Below are 22,875 nucleotides of genomic sequence, written 5' to 3' on the forward strand. Positions count from 1 at the left end.
CCCACTGTTGATCTACCGAGACCTGTGGCAGCGATCCTGCTCGCGATGACGGACTCAACGACTCAAATACATCCGGGTCGTAAGCAAATAAACCGGCAACCCCGATACCAGAATCAACAACGCCGCATAAGGCGCCGCCGCCGCAAACTCCACATTCGCGGTATGCGCCCAGACCTCCGTGGCCAGGGTATTGAGCCCGGTCGGGCTCAACAGCAAGGTCGCCGTCAGCTCCTTCATCGCATCCAGGAACACCAGTGCAAACGCCGCTCCCAGCGCCGGAAAGATGATCGGCAACGTCACCCGGCAAAACGCACTGAACGAAGATGCGCCCAAGGTGCGTGCCGCTTCTTCCAGTTGCGGAGCGGCCTTGTTCAGTGCTGTGCGTATTGGCGCCTGGGCCAGCGGCAAGAACAGTAGCGCGTAAGCGATCAGCAACAGCATCGACGTCTGGTACAGCGCTGGCACATAGTGCAACGCGAAGTACACCAGGGTCAGCGCGATCACCAGTCCTGGTAGCGCGTGCAGCAGATAGGGCAGGCGTTCGGCCCAAATCGCCAACGGGCCTTTGTAGCGCACCACCAGCAGTCCCACCGGCAACGCCAGAACAAGGCATAGCCCCGCGCCGCCCAACGACAGTGCCAGGGATGAAAGCAGCGCCTCGCCGATGGCCGCCACCGGAAATGCCGCCGACGAGCCCACGGCCAGCCAGTACGCCAGCATCCCCAGTGGAATGCCACTGCCGATGATCGCCAGCAACAGGCAATACAGTTGCCCGGCCACCATCCAGGGGCCCAACCGAACCTGTTCCGCCTGGCGCGCCGCACCCTGGCCTGTGCGCACGTGCCGGCCCTTGCCGCGAACGCGAAGCTCCAGCCACAGCAACATCAGGCACAGCGCCAGCAGCACCGCCGAGAGCATCGCGGCGTTGGCGTTACTGAACTCCAGTTCGAACTGTTGATAGATCGCGGTGGTGAAGGTCTGCAGGCCAATAATCGACAGCGCGCCGAATTCCACCAGCATGTGCAGGGCAATCAGCAGCGACCCCGCCAGCAGCGAAGGCCAGAGCAGCGGCAGGGTGACACGGAAAAATACCCCCCAGCGATTCTGCCCCAGGGTGCGGGCCGACTCTTCCAGGGAGGGGTCGAGATTGCGCAGGGTGGCTGCGACCGGCAGAAAAATCAGCGGGTATTTGGACAGGCTCATCACCAGGATCGCCCCGCCAAGCCCTTCGAAATGAGCGCTCAGCGACACCCAGGTAAAACTGCTGACAAACGCCGGCACGGCGAACGGCAAGCACAGGATCACGCCCCACAAGCGCCGCCCCGGCAAATTGCTGCGTTCCAGCAGCCAGGCCAGCGACAGGCCGATCACGCCGCAGGCCAGCGTAACGCCAACCATCAGCGCCAAGGTATTGCGCAACAGGCCGAACACATATGGCCGCCACAGCAGGTGCAGCGCTTCGGCCCAGCCCGCTTGCCAGGCCTTCAGGCCGACGTAAGCCAGGGGCAGCAAGCTGAGCACGACCAGTAGCAGAACCGGCAGTACCAGCCAGATGGACGGCCGCTTGCGCCTTGGCACGTACTGGCCATAAGAGGCAGGGGCGGTTAGCGATGCGCTCATCAGTTCAGGCCAACCTCGCGTTCAAGGTCCAGGGCTTCTTCGGCATTGCCGAGGTCGGCAGGTGTGACTTTCGGTGCTTGCAGTTCGCTGAACGGCTTGAGGCCACGATCCGATTGCATGCCTTTATGCAGCGGGTATTCGGCGGTGGTCTGGGTGATCACGCGCTGGCCTTCTTCGCTGGCCATGTAGGCGAGCAGTTGCTGGGCTTCTTTTGGATGTTTGCTGGATTTCAGCACGGCCGCACTCGATACGGTAATCAGGCCGCCGACGTCGCCGCCGGTGAAGTAATGCAGTTTCGAATCGAGCTGGCCTTTTTCACGTTGCAAGGCGAACCAGTAGTAGTTGTTCACCAGTACCGTCGCCACTTCGCCGTTTTCCACGGCTTTGAGTGCAACCATGTTGTTACTGTAGGTCTTGCCGAAGGCGCGCAGGCCGGTCAGCCATTCTTCGGCCGCCTCCATGCCATGTACCTTGATGATTGCCACGGCTTGTTCCTGGAACGCACCGCTGGTGGGTACGAAGCCGACCTTGCCTTGCCATTTTGGATCGGAGAATTCCATCACTGACTTCGGCAGGTCTTTCTCGTCGATCAGTTTCGGGTTGAACGCGACGACGCGCACCCGGGCAGTGACGCCAATCCAGGTGCCATTGCCGGCAACATAGTCCTTGGGCAGCACTGCCAGCGTGGTGTCATCGGCCTTGGCCAGCAGGCCTTGCTCGCCGAGCTTGTTCAGCGGCGGCGACTCTTCGGTGTAGATCACGTCGGCAGGGGAGCGATCACCTTCTTCGACCACCTGGCTGGCGAGTTGGTTGCTGCTGCCCTTGCGCACATTGACGTGAATGCCGGTCTTGGCTTCGAAGGCTTTGGCGACAGCATCGCCGACTTCCTTGTGCTGGCCGTTATAGAGCGTCAGGGAAACAGGATCGGCAGCCTGGATGAGGGGAGTGGCGAGCGCCAGGCCGAGCAGGGTGGTGGTCAAGCCGCGGCGCAGGGTATTTCGAAACATCATTCGCAGGGTTCCTCACTGTCGCATTGCAAAAACTTGCAACAATGATAAACGATATTGTTTCTCAAATGGGCTCTGTGCGGGCAGGTTTTCAAACCCCGGAAACGCAAAAACCCGCTTTCGCGGGTTTCTGTGAAATTCAAGGCCGTAACCTTGAATTTGAATTGGTGCCCAGAAGAAGACTCGAACTTCCACGACCTTGCGGTCACCAGCACCTGAAGCTGGCGTGTCTACCAATTTCACCATCTGGGCATTTCATCGCTAGCGTTGCCGCTGTTGATGTGGCGCACTATACGGAGAGCAATTTGATCTGTAAACCCCTGATTTAAAATTATTAAATCAGATCTCCAAAATGCAAAAACCCGCTTTCGCGGGTTTTTGTGTGAGCCTTGAAATTGAACTAATCTCAAGCTCGAAATTGGTGCCCAGAAGAAGACTCGAACTTCCACGACCTTGCGGTCACCAGCACCTGAAGCTGGCGTGTCTACCAATTTCACCATCTGGGCAGTATCGGCAACGTTGTCCGTCGTCGATGGCGCGCACTATACGGAGCGTCTTTTTAACTGTAAACCCCCGACACCAAAAAAACCTGAAAAATTTCACCAGTGGTATTCAAATCAACCTTCTGGTGTCGATAAAGGGCTTTAGATGAGGCGTCTTAGCCTGAAATTTCCCGTTTCATTACGCCTATGCCAAACTAACCCGTATATAGACAAGGTGAAAACTCTCTAATGGCCGATTGGCAGTCCCTCGATCCCGAGGCCGCTCGTGAAGCGGAAAAATATGAAAACCCCATTCCTAGCCGCGAACTGATCCTTCAGCACCTTGCTGATCGGGGTTCGCCTGCTAACCGCGAGCAACTGGTCGAAGAGTTTGGTCTGACCACGGAAGACCAGATCGAAGCCCTGCGCCGCCGCCTGCGCGCCATGGAGCGCGATGCACAACTCATTTACACCCGTCGCGGCACTTATGCGCCGGTGGACAAGCTCGACCTGATCCTGGGCCGCATCAGCGGTCACCGTGATGGCTTCGGCTTCCTGGTGCCGGACGACGGCAGTGACGACCTGTTCATGAGCCCGGCACAAATGCGCCTGGTGTTCGACGGCGACCGTGCACTGGCACGAGTTTCCGGACTGGATCGTCGCGGTCGCCGCGAAGGCATGATCGTCGAGGTGGTGTCCCGTGCTCACGAGACCATCGTCGGCCGCTACTTCGAAGAAGGCGGTATCGGTTTTGTCGTCGCGGATAACCCGAAGATCCAGCAGGAAGTGCTGGTGACGCCGGGCCGTAACGCGAACGCCCAGATCGGGCAGTTCGTCGAAGTGAAGATCACTCACTGGCCAACGCCACGCTTCCAGCCGCAAGGCGATGTGGTTGAAGTAGTGGGCAACTACATGGCGCCGGGCATGGAGATCGACGTTGCCCTGCGTACCTACGACATTCCTCACGTTTGGCCTGACGCCGTGCTCAAGGAAGCCGGCAAGCTCAAGCCGGAAGTCGAAGAGAAAGACAAAGAGAAGCGCATCGACCTGCGTCATCTGCCGTTCGTCACCATCGACGGCGAAGATGCCCGCGACTTCGACGACGCGGTTTATTGCGAAGCCCGTCCGGGCAAGCTGCGCCTGTTCTCCGGTGGCTGGAAGTTGTACGTGGCGATTGCCGACGTTTCCAGCTACGTGAAACTCGGTTCGGCGCTGGATGCCGAGGCTCAGGTTCGCGGCAACTCGGTGTACTTCCCCGAGCGCGTGATTCCGATGCTGCCTGAGCAGCTGTCCAACGGTTTGTGCTCGCTGAACCCGCAAGTCGATCGCCTGGCCATGGTTTGCGAGATGACCATCTCCAAGTCTGGCGAAATGACCGACTACTGCTTCTACGAAGCGGTGATCCATTCCCATGCCCGCCTGACCTACAACAAGGTCAGCGCGATGCTGGAAACGCCGAAAGCCACCGAAGGGCGCAAGCTTCGCGGCGAATACACCGACGTGGTGCCGCACCTCAAGCAGCTGTATTCGCTGTACAAGGTGTTGCTGGCTGCTCGTCACGTACGCGGCGCGATCGATTTTGAAACCCAGGAAACCCGGATCATCTTCGGTTCTGAGCGCAAGATCGCCGAAATCCGTCCGACCGTGCGTAACGACGCGCACAAGCTGATCGAGGAATGCATGCTGGCGGCCAACGTGGCCACCGCCGAATTCCTCAAGAAGCACGAAATTCCTGCGTTGTACCGCGTGCACGACGGCCCGCCGCCGGAGCGCCTGGAAAAACTGCGTGCGTTCCTCGGCGAGCTCGGCCTGTCCCTGCACAAAGGCAAGGACGGTCCGTCGCCGAAGGATTACCAGGCTTTGCTGGCCGGCATCAAGGATCGTCCGGATTTCCACCTGATCCAGACCGTCATGCTGCGCTCGTTGAGCCAGGCGGTGTACAGCGCCGATAACCAGGGCCACTTCGGCCTGAATTACGAGGCGTACACCCACTTCACCTCGCCGATCCGCCGCTACCCGGACTTGCTCACGCACCGGGCGATTCGCAGCGTGATCCATTCGAAGCAGAACACCCCGCACGTTCGCCGTGCCGGTGCGATGACCATTCCGAAAGCGCGCATCTACCCGTACGACGAAGCGGCCCTGGAGCAACTTGGCGAGCAGTGCTCGATGAGCGAGCGCCGTGCCGATGAAGCGACCCGCGACGTAGTGAACTGGCTCAAGTGCGAGTTCATGAAAGATCGCGTGGGCGAGTCGTTCCCGGGCGTGATCACGGCCGTCACCGGCTTTGGCCTGTTCGTCGAACTGACCGACATCTACGTCGAAGGCCTGGTGCACGTCACCGCGCTGCCGGGTGACTACTACCACTTCGATCCTGTGCACCACCGCTTGGCCGGTGAGCGTACCGGTCGCAGCTTCCGCCTGGGCGACACCGTGGAAGTGCGGGTCATGCGCGTCGACCTCGACGAGCGCAAGATCGACTTCGAGATGGCTGAAAAAACCATCAGCGCGCCGATCGGCCGCAAAAAACGCGGTGCCGAAACCGCAGCGCCTGCTGCCAAGGCCGAAGCAGAACCGGCCCCGGCGAAAGCCGGTCGTCGTCCTGCCAAGGAAAAGGCTGTCGAGGCCTATCGTCCGAGTGATGCTGCGGCGAAAAACGCCGAAGTGCGCAAAAGCCGTGAAATGAAGCAGGCGTTGCTCGCCGGCGCGAAAAGCGGCGGTAAAGCGGCGTCTACGGGAAAGACCGGACGGTCGGCGCCTGAAAAGGCCGTCGGCGGCAAGCCAGCCAAACCGAGCAAACATCGTAAAGGCCCGCCGAAAGCGGGCTCGGCCCCAGCCAAAAGCGGCGGGGCGCGTAAACCTAAGGCCAAGTCATGAGTCAGTTGGAGAAAATCTACGGCGTGCATGCTGTAGAAGCGTTGCTGCGTCACCACCCCAAGCGCGTCAAGCAGATCTGGTTGGCCGAAGGTCGCAACGATCCTCGGGTCCAGACGCTGATAGAGCTGGCGAACGAAAACCGGGTCCAGGTCGGCCAGGCCGAGCGCCGCGAAATGGACGCCTGGGTTGAAGGCGTGCACCAGGGCGTGGTTGCGGACGTGAGTCCGAGTCAGGTCTGGGGCGAGGCGATGCTCGACGAATTGCTCGATCGCACTGACGGCGCGCCGTTGTTGCTGGTGCTCGACGGCGTGACCGATCCGCATAACCTTGGCGCCTGCCTGCGTTCCGCGGATGCCGCCGGTGCGCTGGCCGTGATCGTGCCGAAGGACAAGTCGGCGACCCTGACTCCGGTTGTACGAAAAATCGCCTGCGGTGCAGCGGAAGTGATTCCGCTGGTTGCCGTGACCAACCTGGCGCGCACGCTGGAAAAACTCCAGCAGCGCGGCTTGTGGGTTGTCGGCACGGCCGGTGAAGCCGAGGTCAGCCTGTATGACCAGGACCTGACCGGCCCGACCATCCTGATCATGGGTGCTGAAGGTAAAGGCATGCGTCGCCTGACCCGCGAGCATTGCGACTATCTGGTGAACCTGCCGATGGCCGGTAGCGTCAGCAGCCTCAACGTGTCCGTGGCGACCGGTGTGTGCCTGTTCGAAGCGCAGCGTCAGCGTAGCGTCAAAGCCAAGGCTGCTGCCAAGAAGTCCTAAGCTCGACGCAATCAAAATGTGGGAGCGGGCTTGCTCGCGAAAGCGGAGTAACATTCAGCAAAAATGTTGGATGTGCTGCCGCATTCGCGAGCAAGCCCGCTCCCACAGTGTTTGTGGTGTGGCATGAGTTGGTGGCTGTTCAAATAATCACCAATTCCCTTGCGCCTCCCACGCCCCTTCTCTACAATTGCGCCCCTTGCTGTGATGGCAGGCACCCACGTGTCTAGCGTCCTCAAGTCCATAAGTGTCATTCACTCCTTGTCTGACCGCTTTTGAGCGGCAGGCTACAACCCGTAAGGAGCATTCATGCGTCATTACGAAATCATCTTTTTGGTCCACCCGGATCAAAGCGAGCAAGTCGGCGGCATGGTTGAGCGTTACACCAAGCTGATCGAAGAAGACGGCGGCAAAATCCACCGTCTGGAAGATTGGGGCCGTCGTCAACTGGCCTACGCAATCAACAATGTTCACAAGGCTCACTACGTGATGCTGAACGTTGAGTGCACTGGCAAGGCCCTGGCCGAGCTGGAAGACAACTTCCGCTACAACGATGCAGTGATCCGTAACCTGGTCATCCGTCGCGAAGAAGCCGTTACCGGCCAATCCGAGATGCTCAAGGCTGAAGAAAACCGCAGTGAGCGCCGTGAGCGTCGCGACCGTCCTGAGCACGAAGGCGCTGAAAGCGCTGATAGTGATGACAGCGACAACAGCGATAACGCTGACGAGTAATCCACGGACCTTTTAAGGAGCCTATCAAATGGCACGTTTCTTCCGTCGTCGTAAATTCTGCCGCTTCACCGCTGAAGACGTGAAAGAGATCGATTACAAAGATCTCAACACTCTGAAAGCCTACGTATCCGAGACCGGCAAAATCGTTCCAAGCCGCATCACCGGTACCAAAGCACGTTATCAGCGTCAGCTGGCCACCGCTATCAAGCGCGCCCGCTTCCTGGCCCTGCTGGCCTACACCGACAGCCACGGCCGCTGAGACCGGGCAGTCGACACGTAGCAAAGGATTGAATGTATGCGTGCCTTAGCTGAGTTCATCATGCGGGGCCGTATGCAGGCCACTCTCGTAGTGGCTGGATGCGCGGCATTGCCGTTGTTGTATTGGTTGGGTGCTGCCGCTGGATGCCTCGTGCTCCTGCGGCGCGGATTGAAGGACGCCCTGGGCGTTCTTGCTCTGGGACTGCTGCCGGCATTGATCTGGTGGCTTTACTCCGACGACCCACGGGCACTTCTGGTGCTGCTGGGGTCTGCGAGCCTTGCGTTGGTTTTGCGCGCAAGCGAGTCCTGGAACCGCGTGCTGCTGGTCAGCATAGCGATGGGAGTGGTGTTTTCAGTGGTGTTGGGGATGGCTTTTGGTCCCCAGATCGAGATGCTGGCGCAGGCTTTGATAAAAGTCATGCCGTCGCTACTCGGTGATGTCTACCAGCAGATGTCGGTAGACGAGCAAGCGCGTTTCGCGTCCCTGATTACACCGATCCTGACCGGCCTGATTGCGGCCCTGTTGCAAATCGTCAGTGTGCTGAGCCTGATTGTCGGGCGCTACTGGCAGGCGTTGTTGTACAACCCCGGTGGTTTTGGTCGCGAGTTTCGCGCCGTCCGAATCCCGCTGGGTCCCGCGATGTTGCTGCTGGCGGGCATGGTTGTGTCACCGAATCTCGGTGTCCAGATGTCCATGCTTGTACCGCTGTGCAGCGTACCGCTGGTTTTCGCCGGGCTGGCCCTGATTCACGGGCTGGTGGCGCAAAAGCGACTGGCCAAGTTCTGGCTGGTGGGGTTGTACGTCACGCTGTTGCTGTTCATGCAGCTGATCTATCCGTTGCTGGTGGTCCTGGCCATCGTCGACAGCCTGATTGATTTTCGCGGTCGTCTGGCGCCGAAAGACGCCGATGATGCGAACGGTGAAGGTTAAAAGTTAAGAGGATTTTCACATGCAACTGATCCTTCTGGAAAAAGTCACCAACCTGGGCAACCTGGGTGACAAAGTGAACGTTAAGGCTGGTTACGGTCGTAACTACCTGCTGCCTTACGGCAAAGCTACCGCTGCGACCCCAGCCAACCTGGCTGCGTTCGAAGAGCGTCGTGCCGAGCTGGAAAAAGCAGCAGCAGATCGCAAATCGTCGGCTGAAAGCCGCGCTGCCCAACTGGCCGAGCTGGAAGTGACCATCACTGCCACCGCTGGCGACGAAGGCAAGCTGTTCGGTTCGATCGGTACTCACGACATCGCTGACGCACTGACCGCCTCTGGCGTTGAAGTAGCGAAAAGCGAAGTTCGTCTGCCGAACGGCACCATCCGCAACGTAGGTGAATTCGACGTAGCCGTGCACCTGCACGCCGAAGTTGAAGCCACCGTACGCGTTGTCGTGGTAGCAGCTTAAGCAGTACTTGTCGGCTGGCACCCTCGGGTGCTTGCCGGTAACATCGGGCACGATCCTGTTTACAGGTCGTGCCCTTTGTCTTTCTGGTAACACCCGTTTTCAAACCCCTGCTTTTCTTAAAAAACCAAGTGGCCATGAACGAAATCTCCGCTCCTGAGCAATACGATCTGCAAACCGCCGCGCTGAAGGTGCCGCCGCATTCCATCGAAGCCGAACAGGCTGTCCTCGGTGGTCTGATGCTGGACAACAACGCCTGGGAGCGCGTGCTCGATCAAGTCTCCGACGGTGATTTCTATCGACATGACCACCGTCTGATCTTCCGTGCGATCGCCAAGCTGGCCGATCAGAACATGCCGATCGACGTCGTGACCCTGTCCGAGCAACTGGACAAGGAAGGTCAGACGTCACAGGTCGGCGGCCTCGGTTACCTGGGCGAACTGGCGAAAAACACGCCATCGGTCGCCAACATCAAGGCCTATGCGCAGATCGTTCGTGAGCGGGCAACCTTGCGCCAACTGATCGGTATCAGCACCGAAATCGCAGACAGCGCTTTCAACCCGGAAGGTCGTACCGCCGCCGAGATTCTCGACGAAGCCGAGCGGCAGATCTTCCAGATCGCCGAGGCCCGGCCGAAAACCGGTGGGCCGGTGGGGGTGAATGACCTGCTGACCAAGGCCATCGACCGCATCGACACCTTGTTCAACACCGACAACGCCATCACCGGACTGTCCACCGGCTACACCGACCTCGACGAGAAGACCAGCGGCCTGCAACCGGCCGACCTGATCATCGTCGCCGGCCGTCCGTCCATGGGTAAGACCACCTTTGCCATGAACCTGGTGGAAAACGCCGTGTTGCGCAGCGAGAAGGCGGTTCTGGTTTACTCCCTGGAGATGCCAGGTGAATCGCTGATCATGCGTATGTTGTCGTCGCTCGGGCGCATCGACCAGACCAAGGTCCGTTCCGGTCAGTTGGAAGATGACGATTGGCCGCGCCTGACCTCGGCGGTCAATCTGCTCAACGATCGCAAGCTGTTCATCGACGATACCGCCGGTATCAGCCCGTCGGAAATGCGTGCCCGGACCCGCCGCCTGGTGCGTGAGCATGGTGAAGTCGGCCTGATCATGATCGACTACCTGCAGCTGATGCAGATCCCGGGCTCCAGTGGTGACAACCGGACCAACGAGATTTCCGAGATCTCCCGATCCCTGAAAGCCCTGGCCAAGGAATTCAACTGCCCGGTAGTGGCCTTGTCCCAGCTCAACCGTTCCCTGGAACAACGCCCGAACAAGCGCCCGGTGAACTCCGACTTGCGCGAATCCGGAGCGATCGAGCAGGACGCCGACGTGATCATGTTCGTGTATCGCGACGAGGTGTATCACCCCGAGACCGAGCACAAAGGCATTGCCGAGATCATCATCGGCAAGCAGCGTAACGGGCCGATCGGCTTCATCCGCCTGGCCTTTATCGGCAAGTACACACGATTCGAGAACCTGGCGCCGGGCAGTTATAACTTCGACGATGACGAGTAAGTCATAGCGTCTGATATGGCCTCTTCGCGAGCAGGCTCGCTCCCACAGGCTTAGTGTGATCTCTGTGGGAGCGAGCTTGCTCGCGAAAGGGGTGCCACCAATTTCCGACCACAGCCGTCGGAATTGGTCAAAATTTGTGCTATATTCCGCGCCCGCGAAATTCAATGAAAGCCAACACCGGTTATCGACATGCAAGCAGCCAAGCCGTTATTTGACTATCCCAAGTACTGGGCCGAATGTTTCGGACCAGCGCCATTCCTGCCCATGAGCAGGGAGGAGATGGATCAGCTCGGCTGGGATTCCTGTGACATCATCATCGTCACCGGTGATGCCTACGTCGATCACCCGTCGTTCGGCATGGCGATCATCGGCCGGCTGCTGGAATCCCAGGGCTTCCGTGTCGGCATCATTGCCCAGCCAAACTGGCAGTCCAAAGACGACTTCATGAAGCTCGGCGAGCCGAACCTGTTCTTCGGTGTCGCGGCCGGCAACATGGACTCGATGATCAACCGCTACACCGCCGACAAGAAAATCCGTTCCGACGATGCCTACACACCGGGTGGCCTGGCGGGCAAACGCCCGGACCGCGCGAGCCTGGTCTACAGCCAGCGCTGCAAGGAAGCCTACAAAAACGTGCCGATCGTGCTTGGCGGCATCGAAGCGTCCCTGCGCCGGATCGCCCACTACGATTACTGGCAGGACCGGGTACGCAACTCGATCCTGATCGACGCCTGCGCCGACATCCTGCTCTATGGCAACGCCGAGCGTGCGATCGTCGAAGTCGCCCAGCGCCTGTCCTACGGTCACAAGATCGAAGACATCACCGATGTGCGCGGCACCGCCTTCATCCGTCGCGACACGCCCAAAGACTGGTACGAAGTCGACTCCACGCGCATCGACCGTCCGGGCAAGATCGACAAGATCATCAACCCGTACGTGAACACCCAGGATACCCAGGCTTGCGCCATCGAGCAGGAGAAGGGACCGGTCGAGGATCCGCAGGAAGCCAAGGTCGTACAGATCCTGGCCAGCCCGCGCATGACTCGCGACAAGACCGTGATTCGCCTGCCGTCAGTGGAAAAAGTCCGCAACGACGCGGTGCTCTACGCCCACGCCAACCGCGTGCTGCACCTGGAAACCAACCCGGGCAACGCCCGTGCGCTGGTGCAGAAGCATGGCGAAGTGGACGTTTGGTTCAACCCGCCACCGATTCCGATGACCACCGAAGAGATGGACTACGTGTTCGGCATGCCTTACGCCCGTGTTCCGCATCCGGCGTATGGCAAGGAGAAAATTCCGGCCTACGACATGATCCGCTTCTCGGTGAACATCATGCGTGGCTGCTTCGGCGGCTGCACCTTCTGTTCGATCACCGAGCACGAAGGCCGGATCATCCAGAACCGCTCCCATGAGTCGATCATTCGCGAAATCGAAGAGATTCGTGACAAGGTCCCGGGCTTTACCGGCGTGATCTCCGACCTGGGCGGCCCGACCGCGAACATGTATCGCATCGCCTGCAAGACCCCGGAAATCGAATCCGCGTGCCGCAAGCCATCCTGCGTGTTCCCTGGCATCTGCCCGAACCTGAACACCGACCACTCGGCGCTGATCCAGCTGTACCGCAGTGCCCGTGAATTGCCGGGTGTGAAAAAAATCCTCATCGCTTCCGGCCTGCGCTACGACCTCGCGGTCGAGTCGCCGGAATACGTTAAAGAGCTGGTGACCCACCACGTCGGTGGCTACCTGAAGATCGCCCCGGAACACACCGAGGAAGGTCCGCTCAACCAGATGATGAAACCGGGCATTGGCAGCTATGACAAGTTCAAGCGCATGTTCGAGAAGTACTCCAAGGAAGCGGGCAAGGAGCAGTACCTGATTCCGTACTTCATCGCCGCCCACCCGGGCACCACCGACGAAGACATGATGAACCTGGCGCTGTGGCTCAAGGGCAACGGTTTCCGTGCCGACCAGGTGCAGGCGTTCTACCCGTCGCCGATGGCCACCGCCACCGCGATGTACCACTCAGGCAAGAACCCGCTGCGCAAGGTCACCTACAAGAGTGACGCGGTGACCATCGTCAAGAGCGAAGAACAGCGCCGACTACACAAGGCATTCTTGCGTTATCACGACCCTAAAGGTTGGCCGATGCTGCGTGAAGCATTGACCCGCATGGGCCGCGCCGACCTGATCGGGCCGGGGAAGAACCAGTTGATCCCGCTGCACCAACCGTCCACCGACAGCTACCAGAGCGCCCGTCGCAAGAACTCGACGCCGGCTGGCAGCCACAAGGTTGCTGGGGAAAAGACCACCAAGATCCTGACCCAGCACACCGGCCTGCCACCGCGCGCCAGCGATGGCGGCAACCCGTGGGACAAACGCGAGCAGGCTAAGGCGGCGGCGTTCGCCCGCAACCAGCAGGCGGCCAAGGAGCGCAAGGAAGCGGCCAAAGGCAAAGGGCCCAAGCCTGCGCGCAAGCCGGTCGTGCCGCGCTAAGCTGCGCTTGAGCTGAACAAAACGCCAACCTTCGGGTTGGCGTTTTGCGTTTCAGGGTTTAACCATTTGTGCTGGAGCCTCTGGCCTCTTGGCGGGCAAGCCCGCGAAGAGGCCAGCGTGGGCGACGACTATGCAACTGGCCGCCACAAATACGTGCAACTCTCTCGAAGCAATTTCCCGCATCGCCCGATTTTGGTGCTGTACTGCCTCCTGCAAACGGAGAAAGCGCCAGCGCTGCGCGATGGCATAAGTCTTGCGCGCTTTCCAATACGCTTAGGGCTCGCAGGAGGCACGCCGTGTCGATTCATGTCGCATTGCACCACGTCACACATTACCGCTATGACCGCGCTGTCGAGCTGGGTCCACAGATTGTTCGTCTGCGTCCGGCTGCCCACAGTCGCACGCGGATACTCTCCTATGCGCTGAAAGTCTCGCCCGAGCAGCATTTCATCAACTGGCAGCAGGACCCCCAGGGTAATTATCTGGCGCGGCTGGTGTTCCCGGAAAAAACCGACGAGCTGCGAATCGAAGTCGATCTGCTGGCGGAAATGGCGGTGTTCAATCCGTTCGATTTTTTCCTCGAGCCCTACGCCGAAAAGATTCCATTCGCCTACGCCACCGATGAGCGCAAGGAACTGGCGCCGTACCTGGAAACCTTGCCCCTGACGCCGAAGTTCCAGGCCTATCTGGACGGCATCGATCGCACGCCCCTGCCGGCGGTGGATTTCCTCGTTGCGCTCAACCAGCGTCTGAGCGATGACATCAACTACCTGATCCGCATGGAGCCGGGGGTGCAAACGCCCGAACACACCCTGGAGCAGGGCTCCGGTTCCTGCCGCGATTCGGCGTGGCTGCTGGTGCAACTGCTGCGCAACCTGGGACTGGCCGCGCGTTTCGTGTCGGGCTACCTGATTCAATTGACCGCCGACCTGAAAAGCCTGGATGGTCCTTCGGGCACCGACGTGGACTTCACCGACCTGCACGCCTGGTGCGAGGTGTACCTGCCCGGTGCCGGCTGGATCGGCCTGGATGCGACCTCCGGGCTGTTTGCCGGAGAAGGACACATTCCGTTGGCCTGTAGTCCCGATCCATCCTCTGCGGCACCGATCAGTGGCTTGGTGGAACCGTGCGAGTGCGAATTCAGCCATGAAATGTCGGTGGAGCGGATTTGGGAAGCCCCGCGGGTCACCAAACCCTACACCGAAGAGCAGTGGCAAGCGATCCAGGCCCTCGGTCATAAGATCGACGCCGACCTGCTGGCGGGCGATGTGCGCCTGACCATGGGCGGTGAACCGACGTTCGTGTCCATCGATGACCCGGACGGCGCCGAGTGGAACACTGCGGCGCTGGGCCCAACCAAGCGTCGACTGTCCGCCGAATTGTTCCAGCGCATGCGTAAACGTTATGCCCCGCAAGGCCTGGTGCATTTTGGCCAGGGCAAATGGTACCCGGGCGAACAACTGCCACGCTGGTCGCTCAATTGTTATTGGCGCCGCGACGGCGTGCCGATCTGGCACAACAGCGCGCTGATCGCCGACGAGCAGGCCGATTACGGCGCCGATGGCGCGCTGGCCGGGCGTTTCCTGGCGAGTGTCGCCGAGCGATTGAACATTGCGCCACGCTTTGTGTTTCCAGCGTACGAAGATAATTTCTATTACCTCTGGCGCGAAGGCGCATTGCCGCAAAACGTCAGTGCCGAAGACTCGCGACTCGAGGAGCCTCTGGAGCGCGCGCGTTTGCGCAAAGTCTTCAGTCAGGGCCTGGACAAGGTCATTGGCCAGGTCCTGCCGCTCGCACGCACCGCCAAGGGCGATCAATGGCAAAGCGGCCGCTGGTATCTGCGTGACGAGCACTGCCGCCTGGTGCCGGGGGACTCGCCGCTGGGGTATCGACTGCCACTGGCTTCGCAACCGTGGGTGAAGGCGGCGGAGTATCCGTTCATTCACCCCAACGATCCTAACCAGGATTTCCCGCCGCTGCCTGACGTCGGGCAACTACAGCGCCAGGGCGCGGCGGCACTGACTGAAGATCGGGTGCCGAAGGTCGATGAGTCCGCCGACTGGCTGACGCGCACCGCGTTCTGCGCCGAAGCGCGGGAAGGCCGGTTGTACCTGTTCATGCCACCGCTGGAGCGGGTCGAAGACTATCTGGAGCTGGTGGCCGCCATCGAAGCTACCGCCGAGGAACTGCATTGCCCGGTGTTGCTGGAAGGCTACGAGCCACCGAGCGATCCGCGCTTGAGCAACTTTCGCATCACCCCTGATCCGGGTGTGATCGAAGTCAACGTGCAACCTTCGGCGAGCTGGGATGAACTGGTTGAACGCACTGAGTTTCTTTACGAAGAAGCGCGCCAGACCCGACTCACCACAGAGAAATTCCTGATAGACGGGCGGCATACCGGCACCGGTGGGGGTAACCATTTCGTACTGGGGGGCGCGACACCGGCTGACTCACCGTTTCTGCGGCGTCCGGATTTGCTGCGCAGCCTGATCAGCTACTGGCATAACCACCCTTCGCTGTCCTACCTGTTTTCCGGACTGTTCATCGGCCCGACATCCCAGGCCCCGCGCATTGATGAAGCGCGCAATGACGCCTTGTATGAGCTGGAAATTGCCTTCGCCCAGATGCCTGCGCCTGGCGAGGAGTGCGCGCCCTGGCTGGTGGACCGACTGCTGCGCAACCTGTTGATCGACGTGACCGGCAACACTCACCGCGCCGAGTTCTGCATCGACAAACTGTATTCGCCGGATGGTGCGACCGGTCGCCTGGGCTTGCTGGAGTTGCGCGCGTTTGAAATGCCGCCCCATGCGCGCATGAGCCTGGCCCAGCAGCTATTGCTGCGGGCGTTGGTCGCACGGTTCTGGCGCGAGCCTTATGCGCCGCCGAAATTGGCGCGCTGGGGCACGGAGCTGCACGACCGGTTCCTGTTGCCGCATTTTATCGAACAGGATTTCGCCGACGTTATCGACGACCTTGATGCCGCCGGCTATCCGGTGCGGGCCGAGTGGTTCGCGGCGCACCTGCAATTCCGCTTTCCCAAGGTTGGCGACTACGCGGTCAATGGCATCGAGCTGGAATTGCGCCAGGCACTTGAGCCATGGCATGTGCTGGGCGAGGAGGGCGCGGTCGGTGGCACGGTGCGCTACGTCGACTCGTCTCTGGAGCGCCTGCAGGTCAAGCTCAGCGGATTGGCGCCGCAACGCTATCTGCTGACCTGCAACGGCATACCTGTGCCGTTGCAGCCCACCGGACGGGTCGGTGAGTTCGTCGCCGGGGTGCGCTTCCGTGCCTGGCAACCGGCCAACTGTCTGCAGCCGACCATCCCGGTCCATGCGCCGCTGGTGTTCGACCTGCTCGACACCTGGATGGGGCGTTCGCTGGGCGGTTGCCAGTACCACGTCGCCCATCCGGGCGGGCGCAACTACGAGACCTTGCCAGTGAACGCCAATGAAGCCGAGAGCCGGCGCATGGCGCGTTTTTTCCGTATCGGACACACGCCGGGGAAACTTCCGATACCGAATATGGAAATTAACGACGAGCTGCCGATGACGCTCGATTTACGACGTTTCTAATTCGTACGCGACGCCCGGATTTTTCGTCTATCCGGGTGTCATGAGCGTGCGTTAGTCTGACCGATCATTGCTGTCTGCCGAGCTTTCCATGCCTGACCTGCTAGACCGCTACCCGCTGACGGCGGGCACCTATCACGAACTGCTCGACGACAGCGGTGCCGTACGGCCGCACTGGCGTCGGCTGTTCGATCAGTTGCAGCGCAGCACACCCGCGCAGTTGGTGCAGCGTCAGGCGCTGCTGGCCCGGCAGATCCAGGAAAACGGCGTCACCTATAACGTCTATGCCGATCCCAAGGGCGCCGATAGGCCCTGGGAGCTGGACTTGCTGCCCCATGTGATTGCCGCCGATGAGTGGGAGCGATTGTCCACCGGCATCGCCCAGCGCGCGCGCTTGCTCAATGCCGTGCTGGCCGATCTCTATGGCCCGCAACGCTTGATCGCCGAAGGGCTGCTGCCGGCCGAGCTGGTATTTGGCCACAACAATTTCCTCTGGCCCTGTCAGGGCATCCAGCCGCCTGACGGCGCCTTCCTGCATCTGTACGCCGTGGATCTTGCGCGCACCCCCGATGGCCGCTGGTGGGTAACGGCGGACCGCACCCAGGCGCCGTCCGGGGCTGGCTACGCCCTGGAAAACCGCACCATCGTGTCCCGGGCCTTTCCCGAGTTGTACCGTGACTTGAAGGTGCAGCACCTGGCCGGATTTTTCCGCACCCTCCAGGAAACCCTGGCCCGCCAGGCGCCAAGCGACGAAGAGGCCCCCTTGGTGGTCCTGCTGACGCCGGGGCGTTTCAACGAAAGCTATTTCGAGCATCTTTACCTGGCGCGCCAGCTCGGCTATCCGCTGGTGGAGGGCGGCGACCTGACGGTTCGCGATGCCACGGTCTACCTGAAGACCCTCAGCGGCCTGCGTCGGGTCCATGCGATCATGCGCCGGCTCGATGACGACTTCTGCGATCCGCTCGAATTGCGCACCGACTCGGCCCTGGGCGTACCGGGCCTGCTTGAAGCCGTGCGGCAAGGACGGGTGCTGGTAGCCAACGCCCTCGGCAGCGGCGTGCTGGAGTCGCCGGGCTTGCTGGGCTTTCTGCCGAAGATCAATCAATTCCTGTTTGGCGAAGAGCTGATACTGCCGTCCATTGCCACTTGGTGGTGCGGGGAAGCACCGGTTCTGGCCCAGGCCCTGGAAAAACTGCCGGAACTACTGATCAAACCTGCGTTTCCGTCCCAGAGCTTTGCCCCGGTATTCGGTCGGGATTTGAGTGAAAAACAGCGCGATGAACTCACCGAGCGCATGCAGGCGCGTCCATATGCCTATGTAGCGCAAGAACTTGCCCAGCTGTCCCAGGCGCCTGTCTGGCAGGCCGAGGATGGTCTATTGCAACCCCGGGCCATCGGCATGCGTGTGTATGCGGTAGCCAGTCGTGAAGGCTATCGGGTGTTGCCAGGTGGTTTGACGCGTGTGGCTGCAGAGGCGGATGCCGAAGTGGTGTCGATGCAGCGGGGCGGCGCAAGCAAAGACACCTGGGTGCTGGGGAATCGCCCACCCAGCGGCGAACAATGGAAAACCCAGCGTAACATCGGCGTACATGACCTGGTGCGGCGCGATCCGTATCTGCCATCGCGGGTAGTGGAAAACCTGTTCTGGTTTGGTCGGTACTGTGAACGCTGCGATGACAGTGCGCGATTACTACGCATCATGCTGGCACGGTATGTCGACGGCGATGACCCGCAGGCCCTGGACGCTGCGGTCGATCTCGGCGAGCGACTGAACCTGCTACCCGATGAAGGTGAACTGCCCGAGCGGTTGCTGGCCGCAATACTCGGCACCGACTGGCCATTCAGCCTGCGTTCCAACCTGCAGCGTTTGCAATGGGCGGCCTCGCAGGTGCGCGGCAAGCTCTCGCGGGAAAACTGGCAGGCGCTGGTCGAGTTGCAACGTGAAGCGATGGAGCTTGAGACCGACGAGCCGGACTTCGGTGAATTGCTGGATTTCCTCAACCGCCTGGTGATGTCTCTGGCAGCGCTGTCCGGTTTTGCGCTGGACGACATGACCCGGGACGAAGGCTGGCGATTCCTGATGATCGGACGGCGCATTGAGCGTCTGCAATTCCTCAGCGGCAGTCTGGCGGCGTTCCTGCGGGGCGCCGGCGCGTTCGATCAGGCGGGGCTGGAGTGGTTGCTGGAGCTGGGCAACAGCAGCATCACTTATCGTTCGCGGTATCTCGCGGTGGCGCAATTGATCCCGGTGCTCGACCTGTTGTTGCTTGACGAGCAGAACCCGCACGCGGTGCTTTTCCAGTTGAAACTGGTGACCCGCACGCTCAAACGCCTGTGCGACGACTTCGGCACACCGCGCGAAGCGGGGTTGCCACAGTTGGTGGAGCGTTTGGCGTGCTTCGACCTGGCCTGCCTGGAAAACCCTTTGTTTGGCACCGCCAGCGTCCGCGCGGCCATCGAAGGACTGGCCGATCTGCTGCAAGAGATCGCCGATGCCAGCGGGCAGGTCTCGGATCGCCTGGCCTTGCGTCATTTTGCCCATGTCGATGATGTCAGCCAGCGCACGGTGTCCGTCTGATGAGCGCTCACTACCAGATTTTCCACGATACCCATTATCACTATGACAGCCCGGTGTCCCTGGCCCAGCAACTGGCACATCTGTGGCCCAGGCCCTGTGCGTGGCAGCGTTGCTCCGATCAGCAACTGCAAATCAGCCCGGACCCGACTTCGCGCCGCGATGAACTGGATGTGTTCGGCAACCCGTTGACCCGCCTGGCGTTCGAACGTCCCCATGATGAACTGCTGGTCAATGCCAGCCTGACAATCGAGGTGCTGCCCCGAGCCTTGGTCGACTTCAATCAGTCTCCAGCGTGGGAAGCCACCCGCAGCGCGCTAACCTACAGCAGCCAGCCGCTTGCGCCTGAACTGCTCGAAGCCTGCCGATACCGGTTCGAATCCCCTTATGTGCATTTAAAGCGCAACTTCGTCGAGTTTTCCGAGAGCTGCTTTCCGGCAGGAAGGCCGCTGCTGCTCGGCGTCCAGGCCTTGATGGAGAAAATCTTCAGCGAATTCACCTTCGATGCCGAAGCGACGCAGGTAGCCACTCCGTTGGTGGAAGTACTGGAGCGCCGGCGCGGGGTTTGTCAGGACTTTGCCCACCTGATGCTCGCTTGCGTGCGTTCCCGTGGATTGGCGGCGCGTTACATCAGCGGTTACTTGCTGACCCAGCCACCGCCGGGCCAGCCGCGCTTGATCGGCGCCGATGCGTCCCATGCCTGGGTGTCGGTTTATTGCCCGGTGTCGGGCTGGGTGGATTTCGATCCGACCAACAATGTGCAGCCGGCACTGGAGCACATCACCCTGGCCTGGGGCCGGGACTTCTCCGATGTGTCGCCGCTGCGTGGGGTCATTCTGGGGGGCGGCAACCATGACCCCGAAGTTCGCGTCACAGTGATGCCATTGCAGGAGCGGGGGTCAACAGCGAAGCTGCCAACCCCGGTCACAGATCCGTGGGCCTGATCAAATCATCCGGCCCGGAGGGACTCAGGCGTCGGGCGCCTGATCTTTCGGTGCATCAACATCGTCATCTGCTGCAACTTCACCGTCAGGGTTCAGTGCCGCTTCGTCAGCCATTGCTTTCTTGCGCTGAAGTTTTTCCTCTTTCTTCTGTTCCTTGGCCAGGTCTCTCTGACGTTTGGCGAAGGAGTAATTGGGTTTGGCCATGGGCGATCCTCTGGGGTCGAAGGTGAGGTTTGAGCGGCGCGTATTCTGCCCTGTATCGGTGCCAAGTCGTTAGTCGGGTTTTTGCTCGACCCACTTGGGCGCAACTGTCGGCTCCCAAAGATCGAGGGCGTTGAGCAGCGTCTGCGGCGATTCGCTCACCTGCAGCATGTCACGGTGTGCCGCGCGAACGAAGCCTTCGCCGACGATGTGATCAAGAAAACCGGTAAGTTTGCTGTAGAAACCATTCACTTCCAGCAAGCCCAGCGGTTTGCCATGGTAGCCCAATTGGCCCCAGGTCCAGACTTCGAACAATTCTTCCAGGGTACCCAGGCCGCCGGGCAGAGCGATGAAGGCATCGCTGAGTTCGGCCATCCGCGCCTTGCGCGCATGCATGCCGTCGACCACTTCCAGGCGGGTCAGGCCGCTGTGGCCGATTTCCTTGTCCTTGAGGCTCTGCGGGATGATGCCGATCACTTCGCCGCCCGCCGCCAATGCCGCGTCGGCAACAATACCCATCAGGCCCACGGCCCCGCCGCCGTAGACCAGGGTCAGCTTGCGTTCAGCCAATGCCTGGCCAAGGGCCACGGCTGCTTCACGATAAGCCGGGTTGGTGCCAGTGCTGGCGCCGCAGAATACACAAACGGATGTTAAAGACATGCCTTGCTCCAGGGTCGATCAGGGCCACAGAGTAAAGGCAGGCGCGCTACGCTCCAAGGGCTAAACTTCGCGCTTGGGCGTTTCGCAGGTACCGCTGGCACCGCAGGCGTACGCGGCGAGCAGGCTGCACAACAGGCTGTTGATGAACATGACAGACGCTCCAGAAAATGAGGACGGTCTGATGATAGGGCCGGGACAGACACCTGGCTGGTAGATTGTCTTGATCGGTCTCATAGCCCGAAAGTTGTATACAATTTTTGCTTCAGGTCATAGGAACTTGCGAAGTTTTCAGGCAGTCTTCTGTCCATTCGCATCATTCATTCACCCTGCCTTGGAGATTCACCATGTTTGCCAAACTTGTTGCGGTATCCCTGTTGACACTGGCCAGCAGCCAACTGATGGCTGCCGAGTGCAAGACGACCATCGATTCCACCGATCAGATGTCCTTCAACACCAAGGCCATCGAGATCGACAAGAGCTGCAAGACCTTCACCGTTGAACTGACCCACTCCGGCAACCTGCCGAAGAACGTCATGGGTCATAACTGGGTGCTGAGTAAAGAAGCCGACATGCAGCCGATCGCCACCGACGGCCTGAGCGCCGGCATCGACAAGAACTACCTGAAGGAAGGCGATGCCCGCGTTATCGCTCACACCAAGGTGATCGGCGCCAAGGAAACCGACTCGGTGACCTTCGACGTGTCGAAGCTCGACGCGGCTGAAAAATACGGCTTCTTCTGCTCGTTCCCGGGCCACATCTCGATGATGAAAGGCACGGTTACCCTGAAGTAATCGAATCACGCACATAAAAAAAGCGTCCCCATGGGACGCTTTTTTTGTACCTCCTACAGATTTGTGTCGATCCCGTCATCGGGCAACGACAGATACCCCTGTAGGAGCTGGCTTGCCAGCGATGGCGTCGGTCCAGACGCCACGTTACTCAAGGCGCAAACGGCATCACCCGCTTGTGATGGGTCTTGTTGTACGTATTGACGATGATCTTGAACGCTTCCTCACGCACCGGCTCGCCGTGCAGGAAGGCGTCGATCTCGGCGTAGGTCACGCCATGGGACGCTTCGTCTGGTTTGCCCGGTGACAGGTCTTCCAGGTCGGCCGTCGGGACTTTCTCTACCAGCGATTCCGGTGCACCGAAGCTGCGGGCGATGGCGCGGACCTGGTTTTTTACCAGTCCGCTGAGCGGTGCCAGGTCGCAGGCGCCGTCACCGAACTTGGTGAAGAAACCCATCACCGCTTCCGCTGCATGATCGGTGCCGATCACCAGGCCATGGGCTGCGCCAGCGATGGTGTACTGGGCGACCATGCGCATGCGCGCCTTGGTGTTGCCGAGGACGAAATCCACCGATACCGCATGCTTGCCTTCGAACGCTGCGACTTCGTTGGCCAGGGATTTGACCGCCGGGCCGATGTTCACTGTGTGGCGCTCGTCCGGATTGATGAAGTCCACCGAGGCCTGGGCGTCGTGTTCATCGAACTGGGTTTCGTACGGCAGGCGTACGGCAATGAACTTGTAACCGGCGTCACCACTGCGCTCGCGCAGTTCACGCATGGCGCGCTGGGCCAGCAGGCCGGCGGTCAGGGAGTCGACACCGCCACTGATGCCCAGCACCAGGGTCTTGAGCCCGGAATTGACCAGGCAATCCTGGATGAAGGTAATCCGCCGGGCGACTTCAGCTTCGAGGGCGGCTTCGTCGGCGAACGGTGGTTGTACCTTGAGCTGTTCAGCAATCTCACGCTGTACGGCTTGCAT

General features: G+C 60.4%; 17 protein-coding genes and 2 tRNA genes. 12 read left to right on the forward strand and 7 right to left on the reverse strand.

From position 1 onward, the window contains the following. Nucleotides 1–54: 54 nt before the first annotated feature. The 4 genes from NQL71_RS11725 to NQL71_RS11740 form a co-directional block, all read right to left on the reverse strand. Entirely contained in the window at nucleotides 55–1,620 is a 1,566-nt protein-coding gene (locus tag NQL71_RS11725) for an ABC transporter permease (RefSeq protein WP_046819832.1), read from the reverse strand. Beyond that, the gene (locus tag NQL71_RS11730; protein ID WP_274642675.1) at nucleotides 1,620–2,630 is read right to left on the reverse strand and encodes an extracellular solute-binding protein; all 1,011 of its coding nucleotides are present in this window, start codon (nucleotides 2,628–2,630) and stop codon (nucleotides 1,620–1,622) included. Before NQL71_RS11730 ends, NQL71_RS11725 begins: the two co-directional genes overlap by 1 nt. Nucleotides 2,631–2,792: 162 nt before the next feature. Continuing rightward, nucleotides 2,793–2,879, reverse strand: a tRNA-Leu gene (locus NQL71_RS11735). Nucleotides 2,880–3,046: 167 nt separating this feature from the next. Then, a tRNA-Leu gene (locus NQL71_RS11740) sits at nucleotides 3,047–3,133 on the reverse strand. Nucleotides 3,134–3,358: 225 nt separating this feature from the next. Here NQL71_RS11740 and rnr point away from each other — a divergent pair. The 11 genes from rnr to NQL71_RS11795 all read left to right on the forward strand — a co-directional run bounded on the left by rnr (nucleotide 3,359) and on the right by NQL71_RS11795 (nucleotide 20,247). Beyond that, complete coding sequence (gene rnr, locus NQL71_RS11745; RefSeq protein WP_077185396.1) at nucleotides 3,359–5,986, forward strand: ribonuclease R; 2,628 nt, start codon at nucleotides 3,359–3,361, stop codon at nucleotides 5,984–5,986. Beyond that, entirely contained in the window at nucleotides 5,983–6,750 is a 768-nt protein-coding gene (gene rlmB / locus NQL71_RS11750; RefSeq protein WP_007973273.1) for a 23S rRNA (guanosine(2251)-2'-O)-methyltransferase RlmB, read from the forward strand. Before rnr ends, rlmB begins: the two co-directional genes overlap by 4 nt. Before the next feature lie 306 nt (nucleotides 6,751–7,056). Then, entirely contained in the window at nucleotides 7,057–7,479 is a 423-nt protein-coding gene (rpsF, locus tag NQL71_RS11755; RefSeq protein WP_003217491.1) for a 30S ribosomal protein S6, read from the forward strand. Between the two features lie 28 nt (nucleotides 7,480–7,507). Further along, nucleotides 7,508–7,738, forward strand: a complete 231-nt coding sequence (gene rpsR, locus NQL71_RS11760; protein ID WP_002551829.1) for a 30S ribosomal protein S18 — start codon at nucleotides 7,508–7,510, stop codon at nucleotides 7,736–7,738. A gap of 36 nt (nucleotides 7,739–7,774) precedes the next feature. Next, the gene (locus NQL71_RS11765; RefSeq protein WP_046819829.1) at nucleotides 7,775–8,668 is read left to right on the forward strand and encodes a YybS family protein; all 894 of its coding nucleotides are present in this window, start codon (nucleotides 7,775–7,777) and stop codon (nucleotides 8,666–8,668) included. A gap of 19 nt (nucleotides 8,669–8,687) precedes the next feature. Continuing rightward, the gene (rplI, locus tag NQL71_RS11770) at nucleotides 8,688–9,134 is read left to right on the forward strand and encodes a 50S ribosomal protein L9 (RefSeq protein WP_008058981.1); all 447 of its coding nucleotides are present in this window, start codon (nucleotides 8,688–8,690) and stop codon (nucleotides 9,132–9,134) included. Between the two features lie 134 nt (nucleotides 9,135–9,268). Further along, entirely contained in the window at nucleotides 9,269–10,666 is a 1,398-nt protein-coding gene (gene dnaB / locus NQL71_RS11775) for a replicative DNA helicase (protein ID WP_008058980.1), read from the forward strand. 189 nt (nucleotides 10,667–10,855) lie between these two features. Beyond that, nucleotides 10,856–13,159, forward strand: a complete 2,304-nt coding sequence (locus NQL71_RS11780; protein WP_046819828.1) for a YgiQ family radical SAM protein — start codon at nucleotides 10,856–10,858, stop codon at nucleotides 13,157–13,159. A 296-nt stretch (nucleotides 13,160–13,455) separates the two neighbouring features. Next, on the forward strand, nucleotides 13,456–16,731 hold the full coding sequence (locus tag NQL71_RS11785; RefSeq protein WP_274642676.1) for a transglutaminase family protein: 3,276 nt from the start codon (nucleotides 13,456–13,458) through the stop codon (nucleotides 16,729–16,731). Between the two features lie 88 nt (nucleotides 16,732–16,819). Next, a complete protein-coding gene (locus NQL71_RS11790; protein ID WP_274642677.1) occupies nucleotides 16,820–19,306 on the forward strand; it encodes a circularly permuted type 2 ATP-grasp protein in 2,487 nt (828 codons plus the stop codon). Further along, the gene (locus tag NQL71_RS11795) at nucleotides 19,306–20,247 is read left to right on the forward strand and encodes a transglutaminase family protein (RefSeq protein WP_046819825.1); all 942 of its coding nucleotides are present in this window, start codon (nucleotides 19,306–19,308) and stop codon (nucleotides 20,245–20,247) included. Before NQL71_RS11790 ends, NQL71_RS11795 begins: the two co-directional genes overlap by 1 nt. Before the next feature lie 24 nt (nucleotides 20,248–20,271). On the opposite strand, the gene NQL71_RS11800 is transcribed toward NQL71_RS11795, so the two are convergent. Both NQL71_RS11800 and NQL71_RS11805 read right to left on the reverse strand, forming a co-directional pair. Beyond that, entirely contained in the window at nucleotides 20,272–20,451 is a 180-nt protein-coding gene (locus tag NQL71_RS11800) for a hypothetical protein (RefSeq protein ID WP_046819824.1), read from the reverse strand. 69 nt (nucleotides 20,452–20,520) lie between these two features. After that, nucleotides 20,521–21,108, reverse strand: coding sequence for a cytokinin riboside 5'-monophosphate phosphoribohydrolase (locus NQL71_RS11805; protein ID WP_046819823.1), 588 nt, complete (start codon nucleotides 21,106–21,108; stop codon nucleotides 20,521–20,523). A 344-nt stretch (nucleotides 21,109–21,452) separates the two neighbouring features. On the opposite strand from NQL71_RS11805, the gene azu reads away from it, so the two are divergent. Beyond that, a complete protein-coding gene (gene azu, locus NQL71_RS11810; protein WP_046819822.1) occupies nucleotides 21,453–21,899 on the forward strand; it encodes an azurin in 447 nt (148 codons plus the stop codon). A 148-nt stretch (nucleotides 21,900–22,047) separates the two neighbouring features. Here the strand turns inward: azu and nadE are convergent, their stop codons facing one another. Then, the gene (gene nadE, locus NQL71_RS11815) at nucleotides 22,048–22,875 is read right to left on the reverse strand and encodes an NAD(+) synthase (RefSeq protein WP_077185390.1); all 828 of its coding nucleotides are present in this window, start codon (nucleotides 22,873–22,875) and stop codon (nucleotides 22,048–22,050) included.

The sequence above is a fragment of the Pseudomonas serbica genome (assembly GCF_028823535.1).
GTDB lineage: Bacteria > Pseudomonadota > Gammaproteobacteria > Pseudomonadales > Pseudomonadaceae > Aquipseudomonas > Aquipseudomonas serbica.